The organism is Streptomyces sp. BoleA5 (genome assembly GCF_000373665.1).
GTDB lineage: Bacteria > Actinomycetota > Actinomycetes > Streptomycetales > Streptomycetaceae > Actinacidiphila.
Window position 1 is genome coordinate 479,055 of sequence record NZ_KB892090.1, and the last position, 25,509, is coordinate 504,563.

At 72.4% G+C, this 25,509-nt stretch carries 22 protein-coding genes; 12 read left to right on the forward strand and 10 right to left on the reverse strand.

Annotated features, from left to right (window positions below):
• Nucleotides 1-13 precede the first annotated feature (13 nt).
• Nucleotides 14-205, forward strand: coding sequence for a hypothetical protein (locus B085_RS0102245; protein WP_018556926.1), 192 nt, complete (start codon nt 14-16; stop codon nt 203-205).
• On the opposite strand, the gene B085_RS0102250 is transcribed toward B085_RS0102245, so the two are convergent.
• Complete coding sequence (locus tag B085_RS0102250; protein WP_018556927.1) at nt 202-990, reverse strand: site-2 protease family protein; 789 nt, start codon at nt 988-990, stop codon at nt 202-204. The genes B085_RS0102245 and B085_RS0102250 overlap by 4 nt on opposite strands.
• A 267-nt stretch (nt 991-1,257) precedes the next feature.
• On the opposite strand from B085_RS0102250, the gene B085_RS0102255 reads away from it, so the two are divergent.
• Both B085_RS0102255 and B085_RS0102260 read left to right on the forward strand, forming a co-directional pair.
• The gene (locus B085_RS0102255) at nt 1,258-1,776 is read left to right on the forward strand and encodes a hypothetical protein (RefSeq protein WP_018556928.1); all 519 of its coding nucleotides are present in this window, start codon (nt 1,258-1,260) and stop codon (nt 1,774-1,776) included.
• A 201-nt stretch (nt 1,777-1,977) separates the two neighbouring features.
• Entirely contained in the window at nt 1,978-5,316 is a 3,339-nt protein-coding gene (locus B085_RS0102260) for a BTAD domain-containing putative transcriptional regulator (protein ID WP_018556929.1), read from the forward strand.
• A gap of 11 nt (nt 5,317-5,327) precedes the next feature.
• On the opposite strand, the gene B085_RS0102265 is transcribed toward B085_RS0102260, so the two are convergent.
• A complete protein-coding gene (locus B085_RS0102265) occupies nt 5,328-6,227 on the reverse strand; it encodes a Ku protein (RefSeq protein ID WP_018556930.1) in 900 nt (299 codons plus the stop codon).
• Nucleotides 6,228-6,268: 41 nt separating this feature from the next.
• Here B085_RS0102265 and ligD point away from each other — a divergent pair, with 41 nt between their 5' ends.
• The 3 genes from ligD (at nt 6,269) to B085_RS45375 (ending at nt 9,739) form a co-directional block, all read left to right on the forward strand.
• Nucleotides 6,269-7,168, forward strand: coding sequence for a non-homologous end-joining DNA ligase (gene ligD / locus B085_RS0102270; protein ID WP_018556931.1), 900 nt, complete (start codon nt 6,269-6,271; stop codon nt 7,166-7,168).
• A 13-nt stretch (nt 7,169-7,181) separates the two neighbouring features.
• Nucleotides 7,182-8,057 (forward strand): hypothetical protein, encoded by an 876-nt coding sequence (locus tag B085_RS0102275; RefSeq protein WP_018556932.1) that lies wholly within the window; start codon nt 7,182-7,184, stop codon nt 8,055-8,057.
• A gap of 131 nt (nt 8,058-8,188) precedes the next feature.
• Complete coding sequence (locus B085_RS45375; RefSeq protein ID WP_018556933.1) at nt 8,189-9,739, forward strand: M48 family metallopeptidase; 1,551 nt, start codon at nt 8,189-8,191, stop codon at nt 9,737-9,739.
• Here the strand turns inward: B085_RS45375 and B085_RS0102285 are convergent.
• The 7 genes from B085_RS0102285 to panB all read right to left on the reverse strand — a co-directional run bounded on the left by B085_RS0102285 (nt 9,730) and on the right by panB (nt 15,662).
• On the reverse strand, nt 9,730-10,785 hold the full coding sequence (locus B085_RS0102285) for a PHP domain-containing protein (RefSeq protein WP_018556934.1): 1,056 nt from the start codon (nt 10,783-10,785) through the stop codon (nt 9,730-9,732). The two genes, B085_RS45375 and B085_RS0102285, sit on opposite strands and share 10 nt — an antisense overlap.
• 10 nt (nt 10,786-10,795) lie before the next feature.
• Nucleotides 10,796-11,617, reverse strand: a complete 822-nt coding sequence (locus B085_RS0102290; RefSeq protein WP_018556935.1) for an ABC transporter permease — start codon at nt 11,615-11,617, stop codon at nt 10,796-10,798.
• Entirely contained in the window at nt 11,614-12,594 is a 981-nt protein-coding gene (locus tag B085_RS0102295) for a daunorubicin resistance protein DrrA family ABC transporter ATP-binding protein (RefSeq protein WP_026250598.1), read from the reverse strand. Before B085_RS0102295 ends, B085_RS0102290 begins: the two co-directional genes overlap by 4 nt.
• 138 nt (nt 12,595-12,732) lie before the next feature.
• Nucleotides 12,733-13,443, reverse strand: coding sequence for an anti-sigma factor family protein (locus B085_RS40950; protein WP_018556937.1), 711 nt, complete (start codon nt 13,441-13,443; stop codon nt 12,733-12,735).
• Nucleotides 13,440-14,033, reverse strand: coding sequence for a sigma-70 family RNA polymerase sigma factor (locus tag B085_RS0102305; protein ID WP_078619716.1), 594 nt, complete (start codon nt 14,031-14,033; stop codon nt 13,440-13,442). Before B085_RS0102305 ends, B085_RS40950 begins: the two co-directional genes overlap by 4 nt.
• Nucleotides 14,033-14,578: a hypothetical protein gene (locus tag B085_RS40955; RefSeq protein ID WP_078619717.1), complete on the reverse strand. Its 546-nt coding sequence runs from the start codon at nt 14,576-14,578 to the stop codon at nt 14,033-14,035. Before B085_RS40955 ends, B085_RS0102305 begins: the two co-directional genes overlap by 1 nt.
• Before the next feature lie 202 nt (nt 14,579-14,780).
• Nucleotides 14,781-15,662, reverse strand: a complete 882-nt coding sequence (gene panB / locus B085_RS0102315; RefSeq protein ID WP_018556940.1) for a 3-methyl-2-oxobutanoate hydroxymethyltransferase — start codon at nt 15,660-15,662, stop codon at nt 14,781-14,783.
• Nucleotides 15,663-15,831: 169 nt separating this feature from the next.
• Between panB and B085_RS0102320 the strand changes: the two genes are divergently transcribed.
• The 4 genes from B085_RS0102320 to B085_RS40960 all read left to right on the forward strand — a co-directional run bounded on the left by B085_RS0102320 (nt 15,832) and on the right by B085_RS40960 (nt 20,590).
• On the forward strand, nt 15,832-17,436 hold the full coding sequence (locus tag B085_RS0102320) for a DHA2 family efflux MFS transporter permease subunit (RefSeq protein ID WP_018556941.1): 1,605 nt from the start codon (nt 15,832-15,834) through the stop codon (nt 17,434-17,436).
• Nucleotides 17,433-18,077 carry a TetR/AcrR family transcriptional regulator gene (locus tag B085_RS0102325; protein ID WP_018556942.1) on the forward strand — a complete coding sequence of 215 codons (645 nt, stop codon included), beginning with the start codon at nt 17,433-17,435 and terminating at the stop codon, nt 18,075-18,077. Before B085_RS0102320 ends, B085_RS0102325 begins: the two co-directional genes overlap by 4 nt.
• A gap of 268 nt (nt 18,078-18,345) precedes the next feature.
• A complete protein-coding gene (locus B085_RS0102330; RefSeq protein WP_420706575.1) occupies nt 18,346-19,266 on the forward strand; it encodes an endonuclease/exonuclease/phosphatase family protein in 921 nt (306 codons plus the stop codon).
• Between the two features lie 94 nt (nt 19,267-19,360).
• On the forward strand, nt 19,361-20,590 hold the full coding sequence (locus B085_RS40960; RefSeq protein ID WP_018556944.1) for an MFS transporter: 1,230 nt from the start codon (nt 19,361-19,363) through the stop codon (nt 20,588-20,590).
• 216 nt (nt 20,591-20,806) lie between these two features.
• On the opposite strand, the gene B085_RS0102345 is transcribed toward B085_RS40960, so the two are convergent.
• Nucleotides 20,807-22,564, reverse strand: a complete 1,758-nt coding sequence (locus tag B085_RS0102345) for an NAD+ synthase (RefSeq protein ID WP_018556945.1) — start codon at nt 22,562-22,564, stop codon at nt 20,807-20,809.
• A gap of 269 nt (nt 22,565-22,833) precedes the next feature.
• On the opposite strand from B085_RS0102345, the gene B085_RS0102350 reads away from it, so the two are divergent.
• Both B085_RS0102350 and B085_RS49060 read left to right on the forward strand, forming a co-directional pair.
• Nucleotides 22,834-24,195, forward strand: a complete 1,362-nt coding sequence (locus B085_RS0102350) for a glutamine synthetase family protein (RefSeq protein ID WP_018556946.1) — start codon at nt 22,834-22,836, stop codon at nt 24,193-24,195.
• A 736-nt stretch (nt 24,196-24,931) separates the two neighbouring features.
• The gene (locus B085_RS49060; protein WP_158689637.1) at nt 24,932-25,309 is read left to right on the forward strand and encodes a hypothetical protein; all 378 of its coding nucleotides are present in this window, start codon (nt 24,932-24,934) and stop codon (nt 25,307-25,309) included.
• The last annotated feature ends 200 nt before the right edge of the window (nt 25,310-25,509 follow it).

A 25,509-nucleotide genomic window follows, 5' to 3' on the forward strand; every position in this document is an offset into this window, starting at 1 on the left:
GGAGCCGCCCCCCATGCCCCGCCTCGCCCTCTACGCGCTCGTCCTGTGCGCGCTCGCCGTGGCCGCCGCCGTCGTCTCCTTCGTGGAGGGCAGCTGGCTGGGCGTCCTCTGGATCCTGATCGCGGGCCTGACCAGCAACATGTGCTGGTACTACCTGCGCAAGGCGAAGGCGGGGAAGGAGTCCGGCGGAGCAGCGGACCGCTAGCTGAGCGGGTCGCCCTTCCAGAACTGGAAGAAGGCGTAGCCCAGGCCCGACAGCCCGTCCGGGATCCCGAAGGCCGCCGTCACGGAGTCGATGAAGCCGAAGAACGCGGCGTTGACCTCGGGGATCCACAGCACACCGAAGACGGCCAGCAGCCCGAACTGCCCGAAGGGCTCCAGCTGGCGCCGCGTCCGGTACGACAGCCAGGGCTCGATCACGCCGTAGCCGTCGAGGCCCGGCACCGGCAGCAGGTTCAGGATCGCCGCCGTGACCTGCAGCATCGCCAGGAACGCCAGCGCGGACGCGAAGGGTGCGTTGGTGCGGTCCAGCGTGATGACACCGAGGGTGAACGGCAGCATCAGGGCGATCGCGAACAGCACGTTGGTGAGCGGGCCCGCGGCCGAGATGAGGCTGTGCTTCCAGCGGCCGCGGATCCTGCCCCGCTCGATGAAGACCGCCCCGCCGGGCAGGCCGATGCCGCCCAGGATCACGAAGATCACCGGCAGCACGACGCTCAGCAGCGCGTGCGTGTACTTCAGCGGGTTCAGGGTCAGATAGCCCTTGGCGCCGATCGAGATGTCGCCGCCGTGCAGCGCTGTGCGGGCGTGCGCGTACTCGTGCAGGCACAGGGAGACGACCCAGCCGGACACGACGAACAGGAACACGGCGAAGCCGGTGCTGGTCGAGAAGTCCGTCCACACCGCCCAGCCCGAGACGGCCATGATCGCGACCAGGCCCAGGAAGATCGGGCTGATCTGCCGCTCACTGCGGGTTGCTGCGGTCGTCATCGTGCGGGCTCCTGCGGAGGCGGTGCGTCATCGGTCGTGGTGCTGGCCGCCCGATCATGCCATCCGGCCGCCGCCGGGCACAGCCACGGCGGGATAACGCTCTGCCGACGCCGGACGTTCCTGCGGCCCGTCGGCGACGCCCGGGTCGCGACCGCGTTGCGATACGCCATCGATCGCACCCGCTCCGTCGCCGCGGGGGCCACGGCGGGCGCACCCTGAAGTCGTCCGGGGCCGGGGGCCCGGGGACGGGGTCAGGACGGGGGAGCCATGACGTGGAAGAGGTTCGCCGTGCCGGCGCTGCTCGGCATCGCCGTGTGCGGCACGCTGACCGGGTGCACCGTGCCGGTGGCGGGTACCACCGGTATCGCCGTGAGCGAGGACGGCAGGCCGTTGGGGGTGATAGTGGTCTGCCACGACCACATCGACGGGGCCACGCTGTACGACTCCGACGCGGACGACGCCTCGGCTCGCCTCGGCAGGTGGAGCCGCGCCAAGCCGGCCACGGGGTTCACCGTGTGGTCGCTGGAGAGCGGCGGCAGGGGCTGGCGGGCGGAGGTGGCGGCGTCGGCCCCCTTCGCACCGCACCGCACGTACAGCCTGTACGGCTGGACCCGGGACAACTCCTCGTCGACGGCGCACGTGAGGTTCACGGCGGCGCAGTTCGCGAGCCTCGAGCCCGGGCAGGTCCGCTGGTACAAGGGCATGGGGGAGCCGGGCACCGACGGGGATGGCAACGCCACGACGTCGATGGGGGAGTTCCGGGCGGACGCGTGCGAAGGTATGTGACCGGTTCTTCGTCTGCGGCGCCGCGGTGTTGCGGTTGCGGTTTCTCCCCCGCCCGCCCGCCGCAGGCGCAAACGGCCCGAACACAACCACCCGCGCCGCACACATCCCACCGGGCAGTCCGGCGCAGCCGCCCGCACACGACAACGGGCCGCAATCACAACCCGGGGGCGGACTCGCTCGCCGCTCGGACAGAATGGGGGCGTGCGCTACGGCATACTCGGGACGACCCAGGCTCACCGCGACGACGGCACAGCCGTCCCCCTGGCCGGTACGCGGCTGAGGTCGCTGCTCGCCGCGCTGGCGCTGCGCCCCGGGCGGGTGCGTACCACCGAGGCGCTGATCGACGAGGTGTGGGAGGGCGAGCCCCCCGCCGACGCCACCGGCGCCCTGCAGGCGCTGGTCGCGCGGTTGCGGCGGGCGATCGGGCATGAGGCCGTCGGCTCGGTGGACGGCGGCTACCGCCTCGTGGCCGAGCCGGACGCCGTGGACCTCCACCGCTTCGAGCGGCTCGTCGAGGACGGCGGCCGGGCGCTCACCGACGGGGACGCGGCCAAGGCCGCGGAGGCTCTGGACTCCGCGCTCGCGCTGTGGCGCGGCCCGGTGCTGGCCGATCTCCCGGACCGCGTGTCCGTCGCGCCCCGCTACGACGCGCTGCGGCTGGACGCCCGGCGTCTGCGGATCTCCGCTGAGGTGGCGCTCGGCCGGGCCGAGCAGGTGCTGCCCGAGGCCGTGGAACTGGCCGCGGCGCACCCGCTGAACGAGGCGGTCCAGCTGCTGCGACTGCGTGCCCTGCGCCAGGCCGGCCGGGGCGCCGACGCGCTGGCGGCGTACGAGGAGGTGCGGCGCGAGCTCGCCGAGACGCTGGGCACCGATCCGGGCCCCGAACTGCGCGCACTCCACACGGAGCTGCTGAATCCTTCCGCCCCCGCCCCCGCCCCCGCGGCGCCACCGTCCGGGAGCCCGGCGCGACGCGGCAACGCCCGTGCCCGGCTGACCAGTTTCGTCGGCCGCGAGTCGGACCTCTCCGCGATCGCCGCCGACCTCGCGGCCGCGAGGCTGGTCACCGTCACCGGCCCGGGGGGCACCGGCAAGACGCGCCTGTCGCAGGAGGCCGGGGACCTGGTCGCGGAGCACTGGCCGGACGGTGTCTGGTTCGCGGAGCTGGCACCCGTGGAGGACCCGCGCACCGTGGCCGTCGCCGTGGTGAACGCGCTCGGCCTGCGCGAGACACTGCTGCACGCGGCCTCGGCGACCGAGGCGGCGCTGGCCGCCGAGGCGAAGGGGGCCGCGGCCAAGGACCCGCTGCTGCAGCTCACCGAGTACTGCGCGGAACGCCGCATGCTGCTGGTCCTCGACAACTGCGAGCATGTGATCGGCGCCGCCGCCGAGCTCGCGGAGCGGTTGCTCGCGCACTGCCCGGGCGTGGCGGTGCTGGCCACGAGCCGTGAGCCGCTGGGTGTCCCGGGCGAGCTGATCCGGCCGCTGGACCCGCTGCCGCAGACGCCGGCCCTGCGGCTGCTCGCCGACCGCGGGGCGGCGGCCCGCCCCGGTTTCACACCGGACGAGGACCCTGAGGCCTGCGCCGAGCTGTGCCGCAGGCTCGACGGACTGCCGCTCGCCATCGAGCTGGCCGCGGCCCGGCTCCGGATGATGACGCCCCGTCAGCTGGCCGACCGGCTCGACGACCGCTTCCGCATCCTCACCGCGGGCAGCCGCACCGTGCTGCCCCGCCAGCAGACGCTGCGCGCGGTGGTCGACTGGAGCTGGGGACTGCTCAGCGAGGCCGAGCGGATCGTGCTGCGCCGCTTCGCCGTGTTCGCCGGCGGCTGGGACCTGGCCGCCGCCGAGGCGGTGTGCGGAGCGGACGGCGGCGCCGTGGACGCCCGCGACGTCGCCTCCGTCCTGGCCTCGCTCGTCGACAAGTCGCTGGTCGTCGCCGACCTCGCCGAGGACGGCGCCCGCTACCGCATGCTGGAGACCATCGGCGAGTACGCGGCCGAGCGCCTCGTCGAGGCCGGCGAGCGCGACGCCGTCGGCCGTCGCCACACCGCCTACTTCCGCGAGTACGTCCGCACCGCCGACCCCGAGCTGCGAGGACCGGGCCAACTGCGGTGCCTGGACCGGCTGGAGAGCGAGCACGAGAACCTGCGGGCCGCGATCCGCCGGGCGGTGGACACCGGCGACGAGCAGGAGGCGCTCTGCCTGGTGCTGGCCTGCGGCTGGTTCTGGGAGATGCGCAACTACCGCAGCGAGATCGGCCACTGGCCCGCCGTGGTGGCCGCGATGAGCCCGGTGGACGCCTTCGCCGAGCCGCTGCGGCTCCCGCCGCTGGACCGCGGGCCGCTGGAGGACCCGCCGCCCATGACGCCGCAGCAGCTCACCGAGGCGCGGCGCTGGGTGCGCACCTCCGAGGTGTTCGCGTACATGGGCGAGCGCGACGTGTGGAACGACCCGGGGCTCGTCGGGCTCGGCGAGGCGATCATCGAGGCCTACCCGCCGGAGCTGCCGCAGTCCAGCCTGCGGCCGGGGCTCTTCCGCATGCTCGGCGCGATGCTGACCGGGCGCTTCGACCGCATGTCCGAGCTCATGGACGAGACGGTGCGCAGCTGCCGCCTGCACGGCCGGGTGTGGGAGCTGGCGTTCGCGCTGCAGCTCCGTGCCAAGGTGATGAACGACGTGGAGGACCGGCTCGAGGCCTCCATGGACGACATCCGCGAGGCCCGGGAGCTGTTCGGCAGGGTCGGCGACGACTGGGGCATGGCCGAGGTGCTGGCGGCGGAGGCCGAGGCGACCGCCAACGCCGGGGACTGGGTCCGCGCCGCGGAGAGCTGCCGCGAGGCCATCGCCCTCGCCCGCAAGCTCGGCGCGTACCAGCACGTGCCGATCATGACGGTCCGCCTCGGCGACGCCCTCGCCAACGCCGGCGACCTCGTGGAGGGGGAGCGGCTGATCCGCGAGGGGGTGGCGGAGGCCGAGACCTTCCGTCCGGTGGGTGACGACGCGGGCTACTACGGCAAGGTGCTCCTCATCGCCCTGCTCTCCCGGCGCGGAGAACTGGACGAGGCCTTCGCGCTGCTCGACGCCCTGCAGGCCGCCCCGCCGCGCGGGATGCCCTCGTTCATCGTCGGACTCCTCGCCGCCATCCGCGGCTGGCTCACCGGCATGGCCGGCGACCCGTACGGCGGGCTGCCCCATCTGGCCGAGTCCGTCGCCTACATGGAGGGGCACCCGCTCAGCCCGATCATCGGGCCGCGCCTGGGGGTGCTCCTCTTCCCGCCGGGTGTCGCGCTCTTCACCGGGATCGCCGGCCTGCGGGAGGGCGACGACGTCCGCGGCCCCGCCCGCCGCGCCGCGCTGGTGCTGGGTGCCCACGACGCGCTGCGGCAGACCGCCTGCACCTCGTGGGAGCGGACGAGCCTGGACGAGGACGCTGTGCGGCTGCGCGGGTACCTGGGCGAGGAGGACTTCGCGCACGCCTACCGCGAGGGCGAGGGGCTCGCCTTCGCCGAGGCGGTCGAGCTGCTGCGCCGGCCCGTCTGAGGCTTCTTCCCTCAGCCGGCCTTCTTGCGGGGCGCCGCCTTCTTCGCCGCGGTCTTCTTGGCGGCCGTCTTCTTCGCCGGCGCCTTCTTCGCGGCCGTCTTCTTCGCCGGGGCCTCGCCGGAGGCGGTCTTCTTCGCGCCGGCCTTCTCCCCGCCGCGGGCGTCGATGCTGGCCTGGAGCGCGGCCATCAGGTCCACCACGTTGTCGGGGGCGGCGGTGACCTCGGCCATCTCGGGGACGGGTTCGCCCTCCAGCCGGGCGGCGACCAGCTCGTCCATCGCGTGCTGGTACTCGTCGTGCATCGACTCCAGATCGAAGTCCTCGGAAAGGGTGTCCATCAGGCTCCGCGCCATCTTCAGCTCCTGCGGCCGCACGGTGACCTTCTCCGGCGGCGCCAGCCCCTCCGCGGCACGGACCTCGTCGGGCCAGTACATGGTGTGCAGGACCAGTACGTCCTCGTGGACGCGCAGCAGCGCCAGCGACTCGCGGGTGCGCAGCGCGATCTTGGTGACGGCGGCCTTGCCGCTGCTGCTCAGGGCCTCGCGGAGCAGGACGTACGGTTTGGCCGCGGCGGTCTCGGCGCCGACGTAGTAGGCACGGGACAGCGACAGCGGGTCGATGTCGCCGGCGTCGACGAAGGCGAGCACGTCGATCAGCTTCTTGCTGGGCAGGGGGAGGTCGGCCAGGTCCTCGTCGGTGAGCACCACCGTGCGGCCGGACTCGTCCTCGTACCCCTTGGCGATCTCCGAGTAGGGGACCTCCTTGCCCTCCTTCTCGCAGAACCGCTTCATGCGGATGCGGCCGCCGTCCTCGGCGTGCACCTGGTGCAGGGAGACGCCGTGCTCCTCGGTGGCCGCGTAGAGCTTGACGGGAATGGAGACCAGCCCGAAGCCGATCGCACCTTTCCACATGGATCGCATACTTTCGTCCCTTTCCGGGGACTTTCCAGACTATGCCCGCCCCGTCAGCCTCGCCCGACCGGCAGACGGTCGAGGTGGACGGCCGCCGAGTGGTCCTCACCCACCTGGACAAGGTCGTCTTCCCGGTCACCGGCCACACCAAGGCACAACTGCTGCAGTACTACGCGAGCATCGCCCCGGTGCTGGTGCCGCACGCCGCCGGGCGCCTCGCCTCCTTCGTCCGCGCCCCCGAGGGCCCGCACGCCCAGCGGTGGTTCGCCAAACGCCCGCCCGCCGGCACGCCCGAATGGGTGACCACCGCCGGGGAGGCCGACGAGCCGCACATCGTCGTCGACTCCACTCCCGCTCTGGTCGGCATGGCCAACCTCGGCGCCTGGGAGCTCCATGTCCCGCAGTGGACCGTGGCCGGCGGCCGTGACGCCCACGACCGGCTCGTCCTGGACCTCGACCCCGGCGAGGGCGCCGGCCTCGTCCTGTGCTGCCGGGTCGCCGAACGCCTGCGGCAGATGATGGAGGACGACGGGCTCACCGCTTTCCCCGTCACTTCCGGCAGCAAGGGGCTCCACCTGTACGCGCCGCTGCGGCCCGCAACCGAGGCCGCCGCCACCGGCTACGCCAAGGCCCTCGCCGCCCGTATGCGCGACGAGCACCCCGGCCTCGTCGTGTTCTCCATGACCCGCAGCCTGCGCGCCGGGAAGATCTTCATCGACTGGTCCCAGAACGCCTCCGCGAAGACCACCGCCTGCCCCTACACCCTGCGGCTGCGCGACCGCCCCGGCGTCGCGACCCCCGTCACCTGGGACGAGGTCGCCTCCTGCCGGGCGGCGGAGGACCTCGTCTTCACCCCCGAGGAGGTTCTGCGGCGCGCCGCCGACCACGGCGACCTGCTGGCCGCCCTCGACGACGCCGCCGGACGCGGCACCCTGCCGTGACGGGCGCCCCCCGGTGACCGATCCCCTCCCGCTCCCCGTCCGTGTCGCCCTGGCCCGCCGCGTGGACACCGTCCCCGCGGCCGACGCCCTTCCCGGCGGGTGCGCCTACGAGCCCAAGTTCGACGGCCACCGCATGGTCGTGCTCACCGGCCCCGTGCGTCTGCAGACCCGCTCCGGCCGGCTCGTGACCGCGACCTTCCCCGAGATCGCCGAGGCCGCCGGGGCGCTGCCGCCGGGGGTCGTCCTCGACGGCGAGGTCGTCATCTGGCGGGACGGCCGCATCGACTTCGCGTCCCTCCAGCGCCGGGCGCTGCGCGGCTCCCGCCGCGGCCCCGTCCTCCCCGCCAACTACGCGGCGTTCGACCTGCTCGCGGCGGCCGGCACCGACCTGCGCGGCCGCCCGTACGACGAACGCCGGGCCGCCCTCGTCGCCCTGCTGGCGCCGCTCGGGCCACCGCTGCAGGCCGTACCGATGACGACCGACCGCGACGAGGCCGTCGGGTGGTACACCTCGCTCGCCCCGGCCGGCATCGAGGGCCTCGTCGTCAAGGGCCGCGCCCAGCGCTACCGCCCCGACCGCCGCGACTGGCTCAAACTCCGCCACGCCGTCCCCCAGGACGCGGAGGCCATCGGCTTCACCGGCACCCCCCGCGCCCCCCGCGCCCTCGTCCTCGACCTGGGCGACGGCCCCTTCGCCTCCGCGCCCCTGGACGCCCTCCTCCGCACCCAGCTCGCCGCGCTCCTCGCCCCTCCGCAGGCCCCGGCCGCCGCGGCCCTCGACGACGGCACCCCCTACCGTCCGCTGCCCGCCCCCCTCCCCGTCGAGGTCCTCCAGGGCGAGGGGCGCCACGCCCTCACGACGGTGCTCCGCCTGCGGCCCGAGGTGTGACCGGGGGGGAGGAGTTCACCACCCCGCCCCGGAAAGGCCGTTGAGCAGCGGGTCGGCGCCGCAATAGCATGACGCGTCGTCGCCCGGCCCGTCGCGCGCGACTCCCAGGTTCCGAGGAGACCCCTTCCGCCATGCGCGCGTACCTCCAGGCCGTCCGGCTGCTCGTACTCCTGATCGGCTTCTATGTCATGGCAGTCGGCCTGCTCGCCGCGATCGTGGCCCTCGACGTCGTCCTCACCGGCGTCGCACTGCGGCAGGGCTATGTGACCTTCCTGTTCCTGGGCATCAGCGTCGCCTTCGCCTCACCGCTGGTGTCGGGCCTGTTCGCCTCCGTCCGCGGCTTCAACCGCCGGCGGCCGGACGGGATACGGGTGAGCGCGCAGGAGCAGCCGGAGCTGTGGGCGCGCGTGCGCCGGGTGGCCGAGGCCATGCAGACCGCGGCCCCCGCCGAGCTCTGGCTCGTGGCGGAGCCCGTGGCCGCGGTCTGGCAGAGTTCCTGGGTGCTCGGGCTGATCCCCGGGCCCCGGCGCATGATGCTGGGCATCCCGTACCTCACCGGACTGACCGAGCGTCAGATCGATGCGGTCATCGCCCATGAACTCGGCCACTTCGCCCGGCGCGACACCCTGCTGTCCGGACTGGCGGCCCGCAACCGCGCCGGACTGATGCGGGTCCTGGAGCGGTACGCCGAGGACGGCAACGGCATCGGCCACGCGATGGGCTCGATGTTCGCCGGCTACGCCCGCTTCTGCCTGCGGACGACGCAGGCCCAGGCCCGTCTCGGGGAACTCGCCGCGGACCGCGCCGCCGCGGGGATCGCCGGACGGGACACCACCGCCGCCGCCCTGCGCCGTATCCCCCTGCTCGACGCCGCGCACACCCGCTACATGCGGGAGTACGCCGGCATCGGCACCGCGCTCGGCCTGCGGCCCCCGGCCCGGGAGGTCCACTCCGGCTTCCGCGCCTTCCTGGACAGCGGCACCTGGAAGGAGGAGGAGCGGCGGCTGATCGCCGACCCGCCCCGGGAGAGGACCTCGCCCTACGACTCCCACCCCCCGATGCGCGAGCGCGTCGCGGCGATCGAGGCGTTGCCCGCCGACGGTCCCGGGACGTTCCCCGGCGATCCGTCGCCGGCCGGAACCGGCCTCGTCAGGGACCTCGCGGGAACCGGCGCCGGCACCGTACTGGCGCTCCCCGGGGCCGCGGAGCTGCGGCAGCTGCCGTGGCGGGACCTGGCCGCCGAGGTGGGGACGGCGGAGCTCGGCACCGAGGCGACACCGGTGCTCCGGGCCGGACGCGCGGTCCTGCGCGGGCCCGCGGACCTCGCGATGCTGCTGGACGCCGTCGACGCCGGGCGGTGGGCGGAGGTGGTCGACTGCATGCCGCGCCCCGGCCACGGCGGACACATGCTCCTCGACGACTCCCTGCGGGACCGCGCCCGCGCCGACGCCGCGGACGCGCTGTACTCCCTGGCGCTGGCGGCCCTGGTCGAGGACGGCCGGGCCCGCTGGGAGCTGGACTGGGAACGCGGCAGACACCTGGAGTTCGACGAGGGAGTGCACGCCGCCCTGGACCGGGCCATGGACGCCGCCGTGTCCCCCGGGGAGGGAGCCGAACCGGACAGCTCGGGCCTGCGCGACCTCCTCGGGCTGCCCGCGGACCGGGCACCGGCTCAGCCCTGAGCGGCCGCCGCGGGCACCCGGCGGGTGCGGGTCCAGCGCAGCAGGGTCTCCACGTCCCAGGTGTTGACGACCCGCTCAGGGGGGACTCCGCACTCCTCGGCGCGCGCGCAGCCGTGGATCTGCCAGTCCAGCTGGCCGGGGGCGTGGGCGTCGCTGTCGATGCTGAAGAGCACCCCGGCCTCCACGGCCCTGCGCAGCAGCCGGCGCGGCGGGTCGAGGCGGTCGGGACGGCTGTTGATCTCCACGGCCACCCCGAAGCGCTCGCAGGCGGCGAAGACCAGGTCCGCGTCGAACTCCGACTCCGGGCGGAGCTTGCCCGACACCAGCCGGCCCGTGCAGTGGCCCAGCACGTCCACCAGGGGGTTGCTGATCGCGGAGATCATCCGCCGGGTCATCTCGTCCCGGTCCATCCGCAGTTTGGAGTGGACGGAGGCGACGACGACGTCCAGCCGGTCCAGCAGCTCCGCGTTCTGGTCGAGGGCGCCGTCGGCGAGGATGTCGCACTCGATGCCGGTGAGCAGCCGGAAGGACGGCGGCAGGCGTTCGCCCACCTCGGCCACCACCCCCAGCTGGGCGCGCAGCCGCTCGGCGGTCAGCCCCCGGGCGACGGTCAGGCGGGGTGAGTGGTCGGTGAGCGCCGCCCACTCGTGGCCCAGCTCCATCGCGGTGCGGGCCATCGTCTCGATCGGGCTGCCGCCGTCGGACCAGTCGGAGTGCAGATGGCAGTCGCCGCGCAGCGCGGCCCGCATCCGCAGCCCCGCGCCGCCCTCCGGCCGGGGGACCGCGTCCGCGGCACCCTCCGCCAGCCGGGTGAGGTAGGCGGGCCGCTCGCCCGCCAGCGCCTCCCGGACGACGGCGGCGGTCTTCGGCCCGAGCCCCTTGACCTCCTCCAGGCCGCCCGCCCGTTCCGCGCGCCGCCGGAGTTCCTCCGGCGGCATCGCGGCGACCGCGGCGGACGCACCGCGGAAGGCACGGACCCGGTAGGCCGGCGCACCGTCCCGTTCCAGGAGGAAGGCGATCCGGTCCAGCGCCGCTACGGGGTCCATGCCTCCAGGATCAGGTCTTGTTGCGGAACCTCGCCACCGCCAGCGGCGCGCTGATCACCGTGATGCCCACGGCCCACATCACCGTCATCATCGCCGAGTGCGCGACGGCGCCGCCGTTGATCAGGTTGCGGGAGGCGTCCGCGAGGTTGGACAGCGGGTTGTAGCGGGTGAAGGCCTCCAGCCAGCCCGGCATGGTCGTGGGCTTGGCGAAGATCGAGCTCCCGAACTGCAGCGGCAGGACGACGATCATGGCGAGTCCCTGGACGGACTGGGGGGTCCGGGCGACCAGACCCAGGAGGATGAAGACCCACATCAGCGAGGCCCCGAAGGCGAGCGACAGCACCACCGCGCCCAGCAGCCCGAACACCCCGTTGTCCACGTGCAGTCCGAGGATGAAGCCCATCAGGAGGAGGATCACCGTGGCGACCAGCGCCCGGCCGATCTCCACCACGATCTTCGCGATCAGCACGGAGGAACGCGCGATCGGCATCGTCCTGAACCGGTCCATCACCCCGGTCTTGAAGTCCGAGTTGACGCCCGTGCCGACCGCCATGGCGATGTTCATGCCCATCATGGCCATCAGGCCGGGCACCATGTAGTTGACGTACTTCTCCTGGCTGCCCTCGAGCGCCCCGCCGAAGACGTAGACGAACAGCAGCGTGAAGACGATCGGCATCAGCAGCGCGTCGAACATCGACTCCGGGTCCTGCCGGATCTGCAGCACGTTGCGCCGCACGAGGGCGCCGACGTGGCGCAGGTTGGCGCGCAGCCCGATCCGCGGATCGGCGGTCGCGGCCCTGGTGTCCCCCACGGGGACGGTGACGGCGGTCATGCCGCGAGCTCCTCTCGCTCCTGGGTGCCGCTGCCGCGCGTGACGGCCAGGAACACCTCGTCCAGGCTGGGCAGATGGGTGTCGATACCGGCGATGGCGAAGCCCTGTGCGCCGAGCGCGGCCACGGTCTCCGTCAGCTGCTCGTCGCTGAGGATCGGTACGTTGAGCACGCCGCCCGCGTGGTCCGCGACGGCCTGCGCGCCCTTGCCGAGCGCCGCCGCCATCGCGTCGAGCACCCCGGGGTCCACCGGCCGCACCTGCAGCGTCCGGCCGCCGACCTTCGCCTTCAGCTCCTCGACCCGGCCCCCGGCGATCACCCGGCCGCGGTCGATGACCGTCAGCTCGTGCGCGAGCTTCTCGGCCTCCTCCATGTACTGCGTGGTCAGCAGCACGGTCGTGCCGTCCGCGACCATGTTCTGCACCTCGACCCACACCTCGTTGCGGGTGCGGGGGTCCAGACCGGTGGTGGGCTCGTCCAGGTACAGCACCGCCGGGCGCCCGATCATCGACGCCGCCAGGTCCAGGCGCCGGCGCATGCCTCCCGAGTACTCCTTGGCCGGCTTGCGGGCGGCGTCCGTCAGCGAGAACCGCTCCAGCAACTCGTCCGCCCTTCCGCGGGCGTCCCGCCGGGACAGGTCCAGCAGCCGGCCGATCATGTAGAGGTTCTCGCGGCCCGACAGCGACTCGTCGACCGAGGCGTACTGCCCGGTCAGCCCGATCACCCGGCGCAGCTGCCGGGGCTGCGCCACCACGTCGTACCCGGCCACCGTCGCCGTGCCGGCGTCCGGCCGGATCAGCGTGGACAGGATCCGCACCAGCGTCGTCTTCCCGGCGCCGTTCGGCCCCAGTACGCCGAGCACGGTCCCCTGCCGCACGTCCAGGTCCACCCCGTCGAGGGCCTTCGTCTCCCCGTAGCGCTTCACGAGCCCCCGCACCCTGACGGCGGTGTCCGCGCTCTTGGCATCCCGTTGTGTCATGACGCCACGGTCGCGTGCCTCGCCGACACGGCGCCGACATATCGCTGACAGCCCCACCGACATGGTGCCGACACCTCGGAGAACGCCGGAGGGGGGACGCGAACCGCGTCCCCCCTCCCGGCACCGGTCCCGCAGGGCTCAGGTGGCGACCGACACCAGCCGCTGCCCCTGGGACGTGACGACGTCGAAGCGGGAGATGTCGTCCGGCTGCATCCCCGCCGACCCGTCCAGTGTGAGCGGGTTGGGCTGGTCGGAGGTGCCGTAGCCGGCCGTCGGGACACTCCAGGTGCCGACCGTCTGCTGGGAGCCGTCCTTTCCGACGACGACCAGGCGGCAGGTCAGCGGGCCCTGGACCCCGGCGAGGGTGAGGCCGACCTCGCTGCCCCACTTCTTCTCGTTGACACCGACCGTCGCCTTGACGCCCGTGGAGTTGTCGGTGCCCTTGAACTGCTCCGCGTACACCCTGGCCTGCACGTCGTCCGAGCCGCCGGAGGCCAGCACCGCGACGGTCGGGGCCGCCACGATCAGCGCCACGGAGGCGGCGAGTGCGAACATCCTGCGCCGGGCGCGGGTCTTGCGCTCGTCGGAGACCTTGCCGAGCAGACGCCCGAGCACCTTGTCGCCGCTGGGCGGGACGGGTGCGCCGGCGCCGGCGGGGGCGAGTTCGGCGAGCACCGGCACGAGGCCGCTCAACTCGTCGAGCTGCTGCCCGCACTGGTGGCAGATGGCGAGGTGCTGCTCGAAGCGCGCCATGTCGGCGTCGTCGAGCACGCCGAGGACGTAGGCCCCGACGTCGACATGCGGGTCGTGGGGGGTACCTGCCCCGGAGCCGTAACCGTAGACCGTCACGAGGTGGTCACACCCCTTTCCTCAAGAGCGATTTTCAGGGAGCGCAGGGCGTAGAAGACGCGGGAGCGCACGGTGCCGGGCGGTACCCCCAGCGCCGCCGCGGCCTCGTTGACCGTCCGGCCCTTGAAGTACGTTTCGATCAGCACCTGGCGGTGGGCCTCGGTGAGATCATCCAGTGCGTCGGAGATCGTCATCAGCCTCAGGGAGCGTTCGAGTTCGTCCTCGGCCGGGAGCTGGTCGAGGGCGGCCGGCGAGGCCTCCGGGGGCCGTGCCTGACGGCTGCGGTGGCCGTCGATCACGATCCGCCGGGCGACCGTCACCAACCAGGGCCGCAGGGAACGGGCGCCCGGGTCGAGCCGGGACGCGCTCTTCCACGCGCGCAGCAGGGTCTCCTGCACGACGTCCTCGGCCAGGTAGCGGTCACCGCCGACCAGCCGAAGAACGTAGGCGAAGAGCGCACCCGCGTGTTCGCGGTAGAGCGCCCGCATGAGGTCCTCTTCGGGGACCCCACCTGAGCGATGGTCGGCCACGAGCGCATCCTGCCCTACTGATCGCCGGGGGTCGAGTCCTCTCAATGCCTGCTGTCCCATCAGTACCCGTCTGACCCGTTCTCGGTGGAGGCGCTCTTCGGCTGCGCGGGCGCCCCGGCCTTCTCGCCGTCCGGGGTGGCCGCGTACCAGGTGCGGTTCGCGCCCTGGCCCTTGGTGTCGCCCGGGTTCTTGTCGCCCGCGAAGTGGTAGAGCGGCATTCCGTTGAGCGTGAGCTGCATCGTGCCGTCGGGGCGCTTCACGCTGCCGACCAGGTTCTGGTCCACGCCTTGCACCTGGGTGTCCGAGACCGCGGCGGCCGGCTGCCACCGGGTCGCGCACTCGCCGGTGCAGGTCGAGGTCGGCGGGTTGGGCTTGTCCTGCTCGAAGCGGTACAGCACCCAGCCCTTCTCGTCGGTGACCAGCTTGCCGAGCTGGGCGTTGTCGACGGTCCGGAGGCCGGGTGCGGGTGCGGGCTGCGACGCCTGGATCGCGCCCACCGGGGGACTGGCATGGTCGACGCCCGCGTTGCAGGCGGTGGCGACGATCAGCGCGGCGGAGGCGAATGCCCCCGCCCCCACTGACCGGCGCAACTTCGGAACGTTCATGCCAAGGCCCCCGGCAGTGTCTCGTCGGTGCTCCGCCCCTGGTGGGCGGTTGCCAACTCATACGGAGGCGAGGGGCGGTGTACTCAACGTCCTCAGAAAAAACTTCCGCCCCGGGGAGGGGGGCCCGGGGCGGAAGCGGGCGGTGGGTCGCACCGCCTCAGGGGGGAAGTCGCGCGTGGCGCCGCGACAGGTCGTCGGGAGATCAGTGGAAGCTGTGCTCCGGGGCCGGGTAGGCGCCGCCCACGACGTCCTCGGCGAAGGCCTTCGCGGCACCGCCGAGGGTCTCGCGCAGCGCCGCGTACTGCTTGACGAAGCGCGGCACCCGGCCGCCGGTCATTCCCGCGAAGTCCGTCCAGACCAGCACCTGGGCGTCGCACTCCACGCCCGCTCCGATGCCGACCGTCGGGATGTGCAGGATGCGGGTGACCTCCGCGGCCAGCTCGGCGGGGACCAGCTCCAGCACGACGGCGAAGGCGCCCGCGTTCTGCACGGCCTTCGCGTCGCGCAGCAGCTGCTGGGCGGCCTCCTCGCCGCGGCCCTGGACCGGGTAGCCGCCGAAGGCGTTGACCGACTGCGGGGTGAGGCCGATGTGGGCCATCACGGGGATGCCGGCCTGGACCAGCAGCTCGATCTGCTGGGCGGAGCGCTCGCCGCCCTCCAGCTTCACGGCGCCGACCCCGGCCTCCTTGACCAGTCGGGTCGCGCTGCGCAGCGCCTGCGTCGGACCCTCCTGGTACGAGCCGAACGGCAGGTCGCCGATGACCATCGCGCGCTTGGTGCCGCGCACGACGGCGGCGGACAGCATCGTCATCTCGTCCAGCGTGACCGGGACGGTGCTCTCGTAGCCGAGGTGACAGTTGCCCATCGAGTCGCCGACCAGCAGCACGGGGATGCCGGCCTCGTCGAAGACGGAGGCGGTCATGGCGTCGTAGGCGGTGAGCATGGGCCACTTCTCGCCGCGCTCCTTGGCGGCGGCGATGTCCCGGACGGTGATCCGCCGTGTCCCCTTGCCGCCGTACAGCGCCTTGCTGCTGTCGGGAGCGGGCTGGGCGGGCGTCTGGGCAGCCGGAACGGCATGCGTCATTGCAACGGCTCCTTGTGTCATCTCGAGGCGCCCTCACGGCGTCCCCGGACCGCTTCCATGCTGACACGCGCCGCCGTTCGCGCAAAGGGGGCGGCCGCCGCTCCCCCTTTTGCCGAGGTTTTACAATACGAAACGGTCCCGTATCGGAAATCGGGTCTACCTTGGCCGCATGCCCGTCGACACAGCACAGCCGCCGAGCCCCGGAGTCCCGGAGGCGGTCCACCGCCGCCGCTGGGGGATCCTGACCGTCCTGCTGTTCAGCCTCCTCGTGGTGGTCCTGGACAACTCGATCCTCAACGTCGCGATGAAGACGATCGCCGAGCCCGCCCCGACCGGCCTGGGCGCCACCCAGAGCCAGCTGGAGTGGGCGATCAACTCCTACACGCTGGTCTTCGCCGGCCTGCTGTTCACCGCGGGCCTGCTCGGCGACCGCCTCGGCCGCAAGAAGGTGCTGCTCTTCGGCATGGCCGTCTTCGGTGTCGGCTCGGTGCTGTCGGCCTTCGCCGGCTCCTCCGGCGAGCTGATCGCCTTCCGCGCGGTCATGGGCCTCGGCGGCGCCTTCGTGATGCCCGCCACGCTCGCCATCATCATCAACGTCTTCGAGCGGGAGGAGCAGCCCAAGGCGATCGGCATATGGACCGGTGCCGTGGGCCTCGCGATAGCCATCGGCCCGGTCACCGGCGGCCTGCTCCTCGAGCACTTCTGGTGGGGCTCGGTCTTCCTGGTGAACGTGCCGATCATCGCCGTCGCCCTCGTCGCGATGGTGCTCCTCGTCCCCGACTCGCGCGACCCGCGGCCGGGCCGGCTCGACCCCGTCGGTGTGCTGCTCTCCATCGTCGGCCTGGTGCTGCTGGTGTACGGCATCATCAAGGGCGGCCAGCTCGCGGACTTCACCGCCCCCACGGCCCTCGCGCCCGTCGTCGGCGGCCTCGCGGTGCTCGGCGCCTTCGTCTGGCACGAGGCCCGCAGCAGCCACCCCGCGTTCGACGTCTCCTACTTCCGCAACCCGACCTTCTCCGCCTCGGTCTCCGCGATCGGCCTGGTCTTCTTCGCGCTCATGGGCGTGACCTTCTTCATGGTCTTCTACACCCAGAGCGTGCGCGGCTACACCGCCCTGGAGTCCGGTCTCCTGCTGCTCCCGCTCGCCCTCGCCCAGCTCGTCTTCGCTCCCCGCGCCCGGCTGGTCGTCGACCGCGTCGGCGCCCGCGCCACGTGCGCCACCGGGCTCGCGCTCATAGCGCTCAGCTTCCTCGGCTTCCGTCTCCTCGACGCCGACAGCCCGATCTGGCTGCTGGAGGTGCTGTTCTTCCTGATGGGCACCGCCATGGCCCACGTGATGCCGCCCGCGACCGTCGCCATCATGTCCTCCCTGCCGCGCGAGAAGGCCGGCTCCGGCTCCGCCGTCAACAACACCTTCCGGCAGGTCGGCGGCGCACTCGGCGTTGCGGTCCTCGGCTCGCTGATGTCGACGGTCTACCGTGACGGCATCGCGGACCATCTGACGGGCCTCCCCGCCGGGGTGCAGCACCAGGCCGGCGAGTCCATCGAGGCCACGCGCGCCGTGGCCGAGGGCATGGGCCCCGCGGGCAAGGCGCTGATCGCCCCGGCCACGGACGCCTTCCTCGACGCCATGCACGTCACCGCCTACGTCGCGAGCGGTGTCGCGCTGCTCGGCATGCTCGTCGTCCTGTTCTTCCTGCCCGGCAGGACCTCCGGGGCGCGCCCCGCGGGCGGGGAGGAACGCGAGGCCAGCCCGGTGGGGGCGGAGCGGTGACCGACACCCGTGCGGAGACGGAACCGTGCGACGGGACGCCGCCCGGACCCTCCCCGCGCGTCGCACGCGGCCGCCCGCGCAGCGCCGCCGCCGACACCGCGATCATCGAGGCCGTCCTCAGCCTGCTGGAGGACGGCGCGACGATCGCGGAACTGTCGATGGAGCGCATCGCCCGCGCCGCCGGGGTCGGCAAGGCCACCGTCTACCGGCGCTGGGCGGGCAAGAACGCGCTGATGCTGGACGTCATGAAGTCCGTCGACGAGCAGACGCCGCGGCTCGCCGGCCGCTCGGTCCGTGACGACCTGGTCACCTGCGTCGAGTTCATACGGCGCAGAGCCCTGGTCAAGCGTTCCTCCGCCCTGCTGCGCAACGTCATCGCCCAGGCCCAGAACGAGCCGGAACTGTGGGCCGCCTACCACGACACCGTCATCGCGGCCCGGCGCGCGCAGGTCGGCGAGGTCCTGCGGCGCGGCGTCCACAGCGGCGAACTCCGCGCGGACATCGACCCGGAACTCCTCGGCGACCTCTTCCTCGGCCCCATGCTGTCCCGCTCGATGCTGCGCCCCGACGCGGCGCTGCCGGAGGGGCTGTCCGAGCTGATCGTCGACGCGGTGCTGCAGGGTGTCCGCGCCGGGAACTGAACGCGTCAGGGAACAGGGGGAAATGTCCTGGTTCTGTCACAGGGCGCCCCGTACGCGGCCCGGCGGGGAACCCGTCGCCCGGCGAGTCCCGTCCTCCGGGCGTCGATCCCCTATGGTCGACTGAGCACCTGGCAAGACAGTGAGGACTCTCCCCATGGCTCAGGCGTACGACGCGGACGTGACCACCGACAGCGGTGACAAGCCGCAGGGTTCGGGTGCGAACGGACGTTTCGGGCGCTTCCGGCGGTACTGGGCGTTCGGCGACGGCATGTGGCGGCGGGGGATCGTCACGGCCGTACTGGCCGTCGCCATCACCGTGGTGATGGCCTTTCACGGAGCGGTGCCCAACCGGGTCGGCAACCTGGGCAGCCTGCTGGAGACCTTCCTGCCGTGGCTCGGGCTCGTGCTCCCGGTGCTGCTGGCGATCGGCCTGCTGCGGCGCTCGGTCACCGCGCTGATCGCCGTCCTGCTGCCGGCCGTGGTGTGGCTGCACTTCTTCGGCGGGCTCCTCACGGACAAGCACAGCGACGGCGGCGACCTCACCGTGGTGACACACAACGTCAACGCCGACAACCCCGACCCCGCCCGCACCGCCCAGGCCCTCGTCGGCTCCGGGGCCGACCTGGTCGCGCTGGAGGAGATCCCCGCCGGGAAGGCCGCCGTCTACGAGTCGGGCCTGAAGGCCCGCTACCCGTACCACGCCAGGCTGGGCACCGTCGGCCTGTGGAGCCGGTACCCGCTCAGCCAGGTGCGGCCGGTGGACATCCGGCTCGGCTGGGTCCGCGCCCTGCGCGCCACCGCCACCACCCCGCACGGGAAGGTCGCGGTGTACGTGGCCCATCTGCCCTCGGTGCGGGTCAAGTTCAACGCGGGCTTCACCGCCGGCGAGCGCGACCGCAGCGCCGACGCGCTCGGCGAGGCCGTGGCGGACGAGAAGGTGCCCGACGTGATCCTCATGGGCGACCTCAACGGCACGATGAACGACCGCGCGCTCGCCAACATCACCTCCCAGATGCGCTCCACGCAGGGCGCCGCGGGTGACGGCTTCGGTTTCAGCTGGCCGGCCGGCTTCCCGACCGCCCGCATCGACCAGATCCTCGTCAGGGGCGCGGAGCCGACCGACTCGTGGGTCCTGCCCGCGACGGGCAGCGACCACCGGCCGGTGGCCGCGAAGGTAGCACTCCCGTAACGAGTTCTTCGCCCAAGGGAAGAACGGGCCGGGCAGACTTTGTTCCGCAGTTAAACTTATAGCTGCTCGCAACCCTGCCCCGGAAAGGCCTGTCATGCCTCTCGCCCTGCTCGCACTGGCGATCAGCGCATTCGGCATCGGTACGACGGAGTTCGTGATGATGGGCCTGCTGCCCGACGTCGCGGACGACCTGCACACCTCCATCCCGACCGCCGGTTACCTCGTCTCCGGCTACGCCCTCGGCGTCGTCATAGGCGCCCCCCTCCTCGCCGCGATCACCACGCGGATGCCGCGCAAGGCCCTGCTGCTCTCGCTCATGGTCCTGTTCACCGTCGGCAACACCCTCTCCGCACTCGCCCCCGGATTCGGCTGGCTGCTCGCCGGCCGCGTGCTGTCCGGACTCCCGCACGGCGCCTTCTTCGGCGTCGGCGCCGTCGTCGCCGCGAGCATGGTCGACCCTGCGCGCAAGGCCCGTGCGGTCTCCCTGATGATCGCCGGCCTCACCATCGCGAACATCGTGGGCGTCCCCGCCGCCACCCTCCTCGGCCAGCACCTCGGATGGCGCGCCACCTTCCTCACCGTCGGCGTCATCGGCCTCGTCGCCATCGCCGGCATCGCCCTGCTCGTCCCCCGCATCCCACTCGCCCCGGGCGGCGGACTGCGCCGGGAGCTGTCGGCCTTCCGCAGCGGGCAGGTCTGGCTGACGCTGGCCACCACGATCTTCGGCTTCGCCGCGGTCTTCGCGGTCTACAGCTACGTCACGCCCATGCTCACGGAGGTGGCCGGCTTCGGGGACGGCAGCGTCACCCTGGTCCTCGCCCTCTTCGGCGTCGGCGCGACGATCGGAAACCTGCTCGGCGGCCGCCTCGCCGACCGCGCCCTGCGGCCCGCCCTCCTCGGCGGGCTCGGCGCGCTCGCGGTCGTCCTGCTGCTGTTCACGGTCACCCTGCACGCCCGCTGGAGCGCGGCGCTCACGGTCGTCCTGCTCGGGGTCGCGGCGTTCGCCGCGGGGTCGCCCATGATGATGCTCGTCATGGAGAAGGCCCGGCACGCCCCGGCGCTGGCCTCCGCCGCGAACCAGGCCGCTTTCAACCTGGCCAACGCGGGCGGTGCCTGGCTCGGTGGGGTCGTGCTCGCGCAGGGCCTCGGCTACACCGCCCCGGCGGTGGCGGGCGCGGGGCTGGCGGTCGTCGGGGTGGGGATCGCCACGGCCGGCGGGCTGTGGGAACGGCGCACGGCGAAGGGTTCCGGGGCGGCGTCGTCCTCGTCCCGGGTCGTCGTCGCGTCCGACGCCTTGGTGCGGCCCGCGGAGCGGGTGGGCTGACGGCGGGGAGCGTCCGCCGTCGCCGGCTGTCCCGCGCCCTCCCATCCGCAGCCGGCATCTGTGTGCCCGAAGGGCGCGAGACGGCGGGAGAGCAGGACATCGGGCATCATCGCCCCGGCGCCGCCCCGGCGCCGGGGCGAACCCGGCCCGAGCGGCGGGCGCCCCAGACCGCGAAGCGCCGGACGCCACCACCGGCCCCGGACCGCCGGCGCGGCGTCACGCGTGCTCGCGCCAGCGGTTCGTGATGGGGAGCCGCCGGTCCTTCCCGAACCCCTTGGCCGAGATCTTCGTCCCCGGCGGATACTGCCTCCGCTTGTACTCCGCCGTGTCCACCATCCGCAGCACCTTCGCCACCAGCTCCCCGTCGAACCCGGCGGCGACGATCGCCTCGCGCCCCTTGTCCTGGTCGACGTACATCGCCAGCACCCGGTCGAGGACGTCGTAGTCCGGCAGGGAGTCCGTGTCGACCTGGCCGGGGCGCAGCTCCGCGCTCGGGGGTTTGGAGATGGAGTTCTCCGGGATCGGCGGGGTCTGGCCCCGCTCCGCCGCGGCCTGGTTGCGCCACCGCGCGAGACGGAAGACGGTCGTCTTGTAGACGTCCTTGATGGGCCCGTACGCGCCGACCGAGTCGCCGTACAGCGTGGAGTAGCCGACCGCCAGCTCGCTCTTGTTGCCCGGGGCGAGGACGATGTGCCCCTCCTGGTTGGAGATGGCCATCAGCGTCGTGCCGCGCAGCCGGGACTGGAGGTTCTCCTCAGCCAGCCCGGTCAGCCCCAGGGAGCCCATGTAGGCGTCGAACATCGGGCCGATCGGCACGGTGCGGAAGTTCAGACCGGTGCGCCGGGCCAGCTCGGCGGCGTCGTCCTTGGAGTGGTCGGAGGAGTACCGCGAGGGCATGGAGACGCCGTACACGTTGGCCGCCCCGACGGCGTCGCAGGCGAGGGCCGCGACGAGGGCGGAGTCGATGCCGCCGGAGAGGCCGATCAGAACGGAGCGGAAGCCGTTCTTGGCGACGTAGGCCCGCAGGCCGACGACCAGCGCGGTGTAGACCTCCTCGTCGTCGCCCAGCCGCGGGGCCTCGCCGCCGTGCACCTCGGGCTCGTACGCGGGGAGCGGCTCGGCGGAGAGGGTGACGTGCTCGATCTCCAGGCCGTCGTCGGCGATGCCGCCCGGCACCTTGGTGGTGTCCGCGGCGGGCAGGTCGAGGTCGACCAGCACGCAGCCCTCCTCGAACTGCGGGGCCCGGGCGATCACCTCGCCGTCCTCGGAGACGACGATCGAGTCGCCGTCGAAGACGAGCTCGTCCTGTCCGCCGATCATGGCGAGGTAGGCGAGGGTGCAGCCGGCCTCCTGGGCGCGCTTGCGCACCAGGTCGAGGCGGGTGTCGTCCTTGGCGACCTCGTACGGGGAGGCGTTGACGGAGAGCAGCAGCCCGGCGCCGGCGGTGCGGGCGGCGGGCACGCGGCCGCCGTCCTGCCACAGGTCCTCGCAGATGGCGAGGGCGACGTCGACCCCGTGCACGCGGATCACCGGGAGGGTGTCGCCGGGCACGAAGTAGCGGAACTCGTCGAAGACGCCGTAGTTCGGCAGGTGGTGCTTGGCGAACTTGAGTACGACCCTTCCGCCGTGCAGCACGGCCGCCGCGTTGCGCGGCGAGCCGGCGGGCTGGCCGTAGCGGGGCTGGGCCTTCTCACTGCGGTCGAGGTAGCCGACGACGACGGGCAGCTCCCCGAAGCCCTCGGCCGCCAGGCGCTCGGCGAGCGCCTCCAGGGCGGCACGGCTGGCTTCGACGAAGGAGGAGCGCAGCGCGAGGTCCTCCACGGGGTACCCGGTCAGCGCCATCTCCGGGAAGGCCACGAGGTGGGCTCCCTGTTCGGCCGCGTGCCGGGTCCAGCGCACTACCGACTCCGCGTTCCCGGCGAGGTCGCCGACGGTGGAGTCGATCTGATTCAGGGCGAGGCGAAGTTGAGGCACGCCGCCCAGTGTAATCGTCAAATCGACGCGATGTCGTGGGCGGCGCCTGTGGGGTCGCGCACTCGGCCCCCTGGCCGTGGCGGACGGGCCTTTCCGGGGTCGTCCCCCTGTGTCAAGATCGCAAGGGTGCATCACAATGGTGGCGAGGGGTGTCCGGCGGTACCGGTCGCCGCCGAAACAGTCCGGTAATCCCGTGGCGCGATACTGGTCTGGCCCTCGCTCGAGCCGGCACGGACAACAGGCCCCATGACCTGTGAGGTTGGATAGCTATGGATAAGCAGCAGGAGTTCGTGCTCCGCACCCTCGAGGAGCGCGACATCCGATTTGTGCGGCTGTGGTTCACCGACGTGCTGGGTTACCTCAAGTCGGTCGCCGTGGCGCCGGCCGAACTGGAGCAGGCCTTCGACGAGGGCATCGGCTTCGACGGGTCCGCGATCGAGGGCTTCGCCCGGGTGTACGAGTCGGACATGATCGCCAAGCCGGACCCCGGGACCTTCCAGATCCTGCCGTGGCGCGCGGAGGCCCCCGGCACGGCCCGGATGTTCTGCGACATCCTCATGCCGGACGGCTCCCCGTCGTACGCCGACCCCCGCTTCGTCCTCAAGCGGTCCCTGGCCAAGGCCTCCGACCTCGGGTTCACCTTCTACACGCACCCCGAGATCGAGTTCTTCCTGCTCAAGAACCTGCCGCTGGACGGCACGGTGCCGGTGCCCGCGGACAACTCCGGCTACTTCGACCACACCCCGCAGAACGTCGGCCAGGACTTCCGCCGCCAGGCCATCACGATGCTGGAGTCGATGGGCATCTCGGTGGAGTTCTCCCACCACGAGGGCGCCCCCGGCCAGCAGGAGATCGACCTGCGGTACGCGGACGCGCTGTCCACCGCCGACAACATCATGACCTTCCGGCTGGTCATGAAGCAGGTGGCGCTGGAGCAGGGCGTGAACGCCACGTTCATGCCCAAGCCCTTCAGCCAGTACCCCGGCTCCGGCATGCACACCCACCTCTCCCTCTTCGAGGGCGACCGCAACGCCTTCCACGAGTCGGGCGCCGAGTACCGGCTGTCGAAGGTCGGCCGCTCCTTCATCGCGGGCCTGCTCCGGCACGCGGACGAGATCTCCGCGGTCACCAACCAGTGGGTCAACTCGTACAAGCGCATCTGGGGCGGCGCCAACCGCACCGCGGGTGCCGGCGGCGAAGCGCCCTCGTACATCTGCTGGGGCCACAACAACCGGTCCGCGCTCATCCGCGTCCCGATGTACAAGCCCGGCAAGACCGGCTCCACCCGCGTCGAGGTCCGCTCCCTCGACTCGGGCGCCAACCCCTACCTCGCCTACGCCGTCCTCCTGGCGGCAGGCCTGAAGGGCATCGAGGAGGGCTACGAGCTCCCGCCCGGCGCCGACGACGACGTCTGGGCCCTCTCCGACGGCGAGCGCCGCGCGCTCGGCATCCAGCCGCTTCCCCAGAACCTGGGCGAGGCCATCTCCCTCATGGAGCGCAGCGAACTGGTCGCCGAGACGCTCGGGGAGCATGTCTTCGACTTCTTCCTGCGCAACAAGAAGCAGGAGTGGGAGGAGTACCGCTCCGAGGTCACGGCGTTCGAGCTCCGCAAGAACCTCCCGAACCTGTAGCCGCGGGCCGGCGGGGTCTTCCCGGTACGACGCGATCCGGGCCGGCAGCGCGATGCTGTCGGCCCGGAGTCGTCCCATTCGCGCCGTGGGCCGTCTGTGGGCCGCCCGGCGCGGCGCCCGGGCAGGTCCGGAGGGCATGAGGCCGGAACCGTCGTGGACGTTCGCGGGCGGCCGATCCGCCGGCGCGCTGGCGCACGCCAACCGGGAACGGCCCGGTTCGCGACAGAACTTGTAAGACGGTGGTCACGTCGCAGGGACAGTTCACCGCAGTCGATCGGCGGGGACGGGATGGACAGCGCACTACAGGACCCACAGGGCTGTGTCGACGGCGACGAGCAGGGCCCCGAGAACCAACGCGACAAGACCGTTTCGTCGCACAGTCCTCGCGGTTTCAAAGGCTCCTACCGCCTTGTCGCGTCGCGCCGAGGCCAGGAGGAGGAGTGCCGGCAGCAGACTGATGAGCCCGATCGCCCCGAGGAAAACCCCTGCCAGTCTGCCGATCATCAGTAAGGTGCCGGCGTCCCTCGCAGCGATCACAAGAATCCCCCGACGAACACGAGTTCCGGTCTGGTCTCCGCCCATGGTGGTGTGGGGAGCACCGCACCACAAGATCGACGCCGGTGAAATGTGGATCAGGTCGGTAGTCTCCGTTCCGCCGGCGCAGAGCCGCACGGTCGCTCGCATTGCTCCGGGAGGACGAGACATACCCGCATCCACGTTCTGGGACGCTGGGCAGATGCTGAGTGAAGATGAAGCCAGAGAAGTCGTTTTGGCCGAGCTCGCACGGGACGCAGAAGCGATCGGCATGGACCTTGCGATCTCCAGGGTTGAATCCGTCTCGTTCGGCTGGGTGTTCTACTGGTGCGCGCGACGGGACATCGGACGCCCCGCCGGCACGCGGCCGAGCCTTGGCGGGAACGCTCCCTTCTTGGTGGATCGGGAGAACGAGCGGTTCGTTCAGAGGGGGACCGGCATACCCATGTCTCAGCAGATCGCTGATTATGAGCGACGGCTGCGGCGCGAGGCTCATGCCCGGAACACGGCAGCGAAGCGCGCAAAGCGGCAGGGAAGTGCGGCAACCGACGCGGCTGGTGGCGACCCCGACGGGCCCTGAAGTGACCCAACCGAACGTCGTGCGTCGATCCGGCTCTGGCTACGGATCAGAAGGGCCGGGAGATCTAGTGGCCTTCGAGCGCTTCGGCGTAGCGCTCGAGCGTGGTACCCAGATCGGCATGAAGGAGGATCGCCACGTGGCGGGCCTCCTCCAGGTCGCCGGGGCGTCACATCGGTGCCTGGGATCGAGCCTGTCGACGG

Excerpts from the sequence above, each read along its gene's own strand:
- B085_RS0102245 (WP_018556926.1), top strand. The coding sequence starts at position 14 with ATGCCCCGCCTCGCCCTCTACGCGCTCGTCCTGTGCGCGCTCGCCGTG.
- B085_RS0102250 (WP_018556927.1), bottom strand. The coding sequence starts at position 990 with ATGACGACCGCAGCAACCCGCAGTGAGCGGCAGATCAGCCCGATCTTC.
- B085_RS0102255 (WP_018556928.1), top strand. The coding sequence starts at position 1,258 with ATGACGTGGAAGAGGTTCGCCGTGCCGGCGCTGCTCGGCATCGCCGTG.
- B085_RS0102265 (WP_018556930.1), bottom strand. The coding sequence starts at position 6,227 with ATGTGGAAAGGTGCGATCGGCTTCGGGCTGGTCTCCATTCCCGTCAAG.
- ligD (WP_018556931.1), top strand. The coding sequence starts at position 6,269 with ATGCCCGCCCCGTCAGCCTCGCCCGACCGGCAGACGGTCGAGGTGGAC.
- B085_RS45375 (WP_018556933.1), top strand. The coding sequence starts at position 8,189 with ATGCGCGCGTACCTCCAGGCCGTCCGGCTGCTCGTACTCCTGATCGGC.
- B085_RS0102285 (WP_018556934.1), bottom strand. The coding sequence starts at position 10,785 with ATGGACCCCGTAGCGGCGCTGGACCGGATCGCCTTCCTCCTGGAACGG.
- B085_RS0102290 (WP_018556935.1), bottom strand. The coding sequence starts at position 11,617 with ATGACCGCCGTCACCGTCCCCGTGGGGGACACCAGGGCCGCGACCGCC.
- B085_RS0102295 (WP_026250598.1), bottom strand. The coding sequence starts at position 12,594 with ATGACACAACGGGATGCCAAGAGCGCGGACACCGCCGTCAGGGTGCGG.
- B085_RS0102305 (WP_078619716.1), bottom strand. The coding sequence starts at position 14,033 with ATGGGACAGCAGGCATTGAGAGGACTCGACCCCCGGCGATCAGTAGGG.
- B085_RS40955 (WP_078619717.1), bottom strand. The coding sequence starts at position 14,578 with ATGAACGTTCCGAAGTTGCGCCGGTCAGTGGGGGCGGGGGCATTCGCC.
- panB (WP_018556940.1), bottom strand. The coding sequence starts at position 15,662 with ATGACGCATGCCGTTCCGGCTGCCCAGACGCCCGCCCAGCCCGCTCCC.
- B085_RS0102320 (WP_018556941.1), top strand. The coding sequence starts at position 15,832 with ATGCCCGTCGACACAGCACAGCCGCCGAGCCCCGGAGTCCCGGAGGCG.
- B085_RS0102330 (WP_420706575.1), top strand. The coding sequence starts at position 18,346 with ATGTGGCGGCGGGGGATCGTCACGGCCGTACTGGCCGTCGCCATCACC.
- B085_RS40960 (WP_018556944.1), top strand. The coding sequence starts at position 19,361 with ATGCCTCTCGCCCTGCTCGCACTGGCGATCAGCGCATTCGGCATCGGT.
- B085_RS0102350 (WP_018556946.1), top strand. The coding sequence starts at position 22,834 with ATGGATAAGCAGCAGGAGTTCGTGCTCCGCACCCTCGAGGAGCGCGAC.
- B085_RS49060 (WP_158689637.1), top strand. The coding sequence starts at position 24,932 with ATGCTGAGTGAAGATGAAGCCAGAGAAGTCGTTTTGGCCGAGCTCGCA.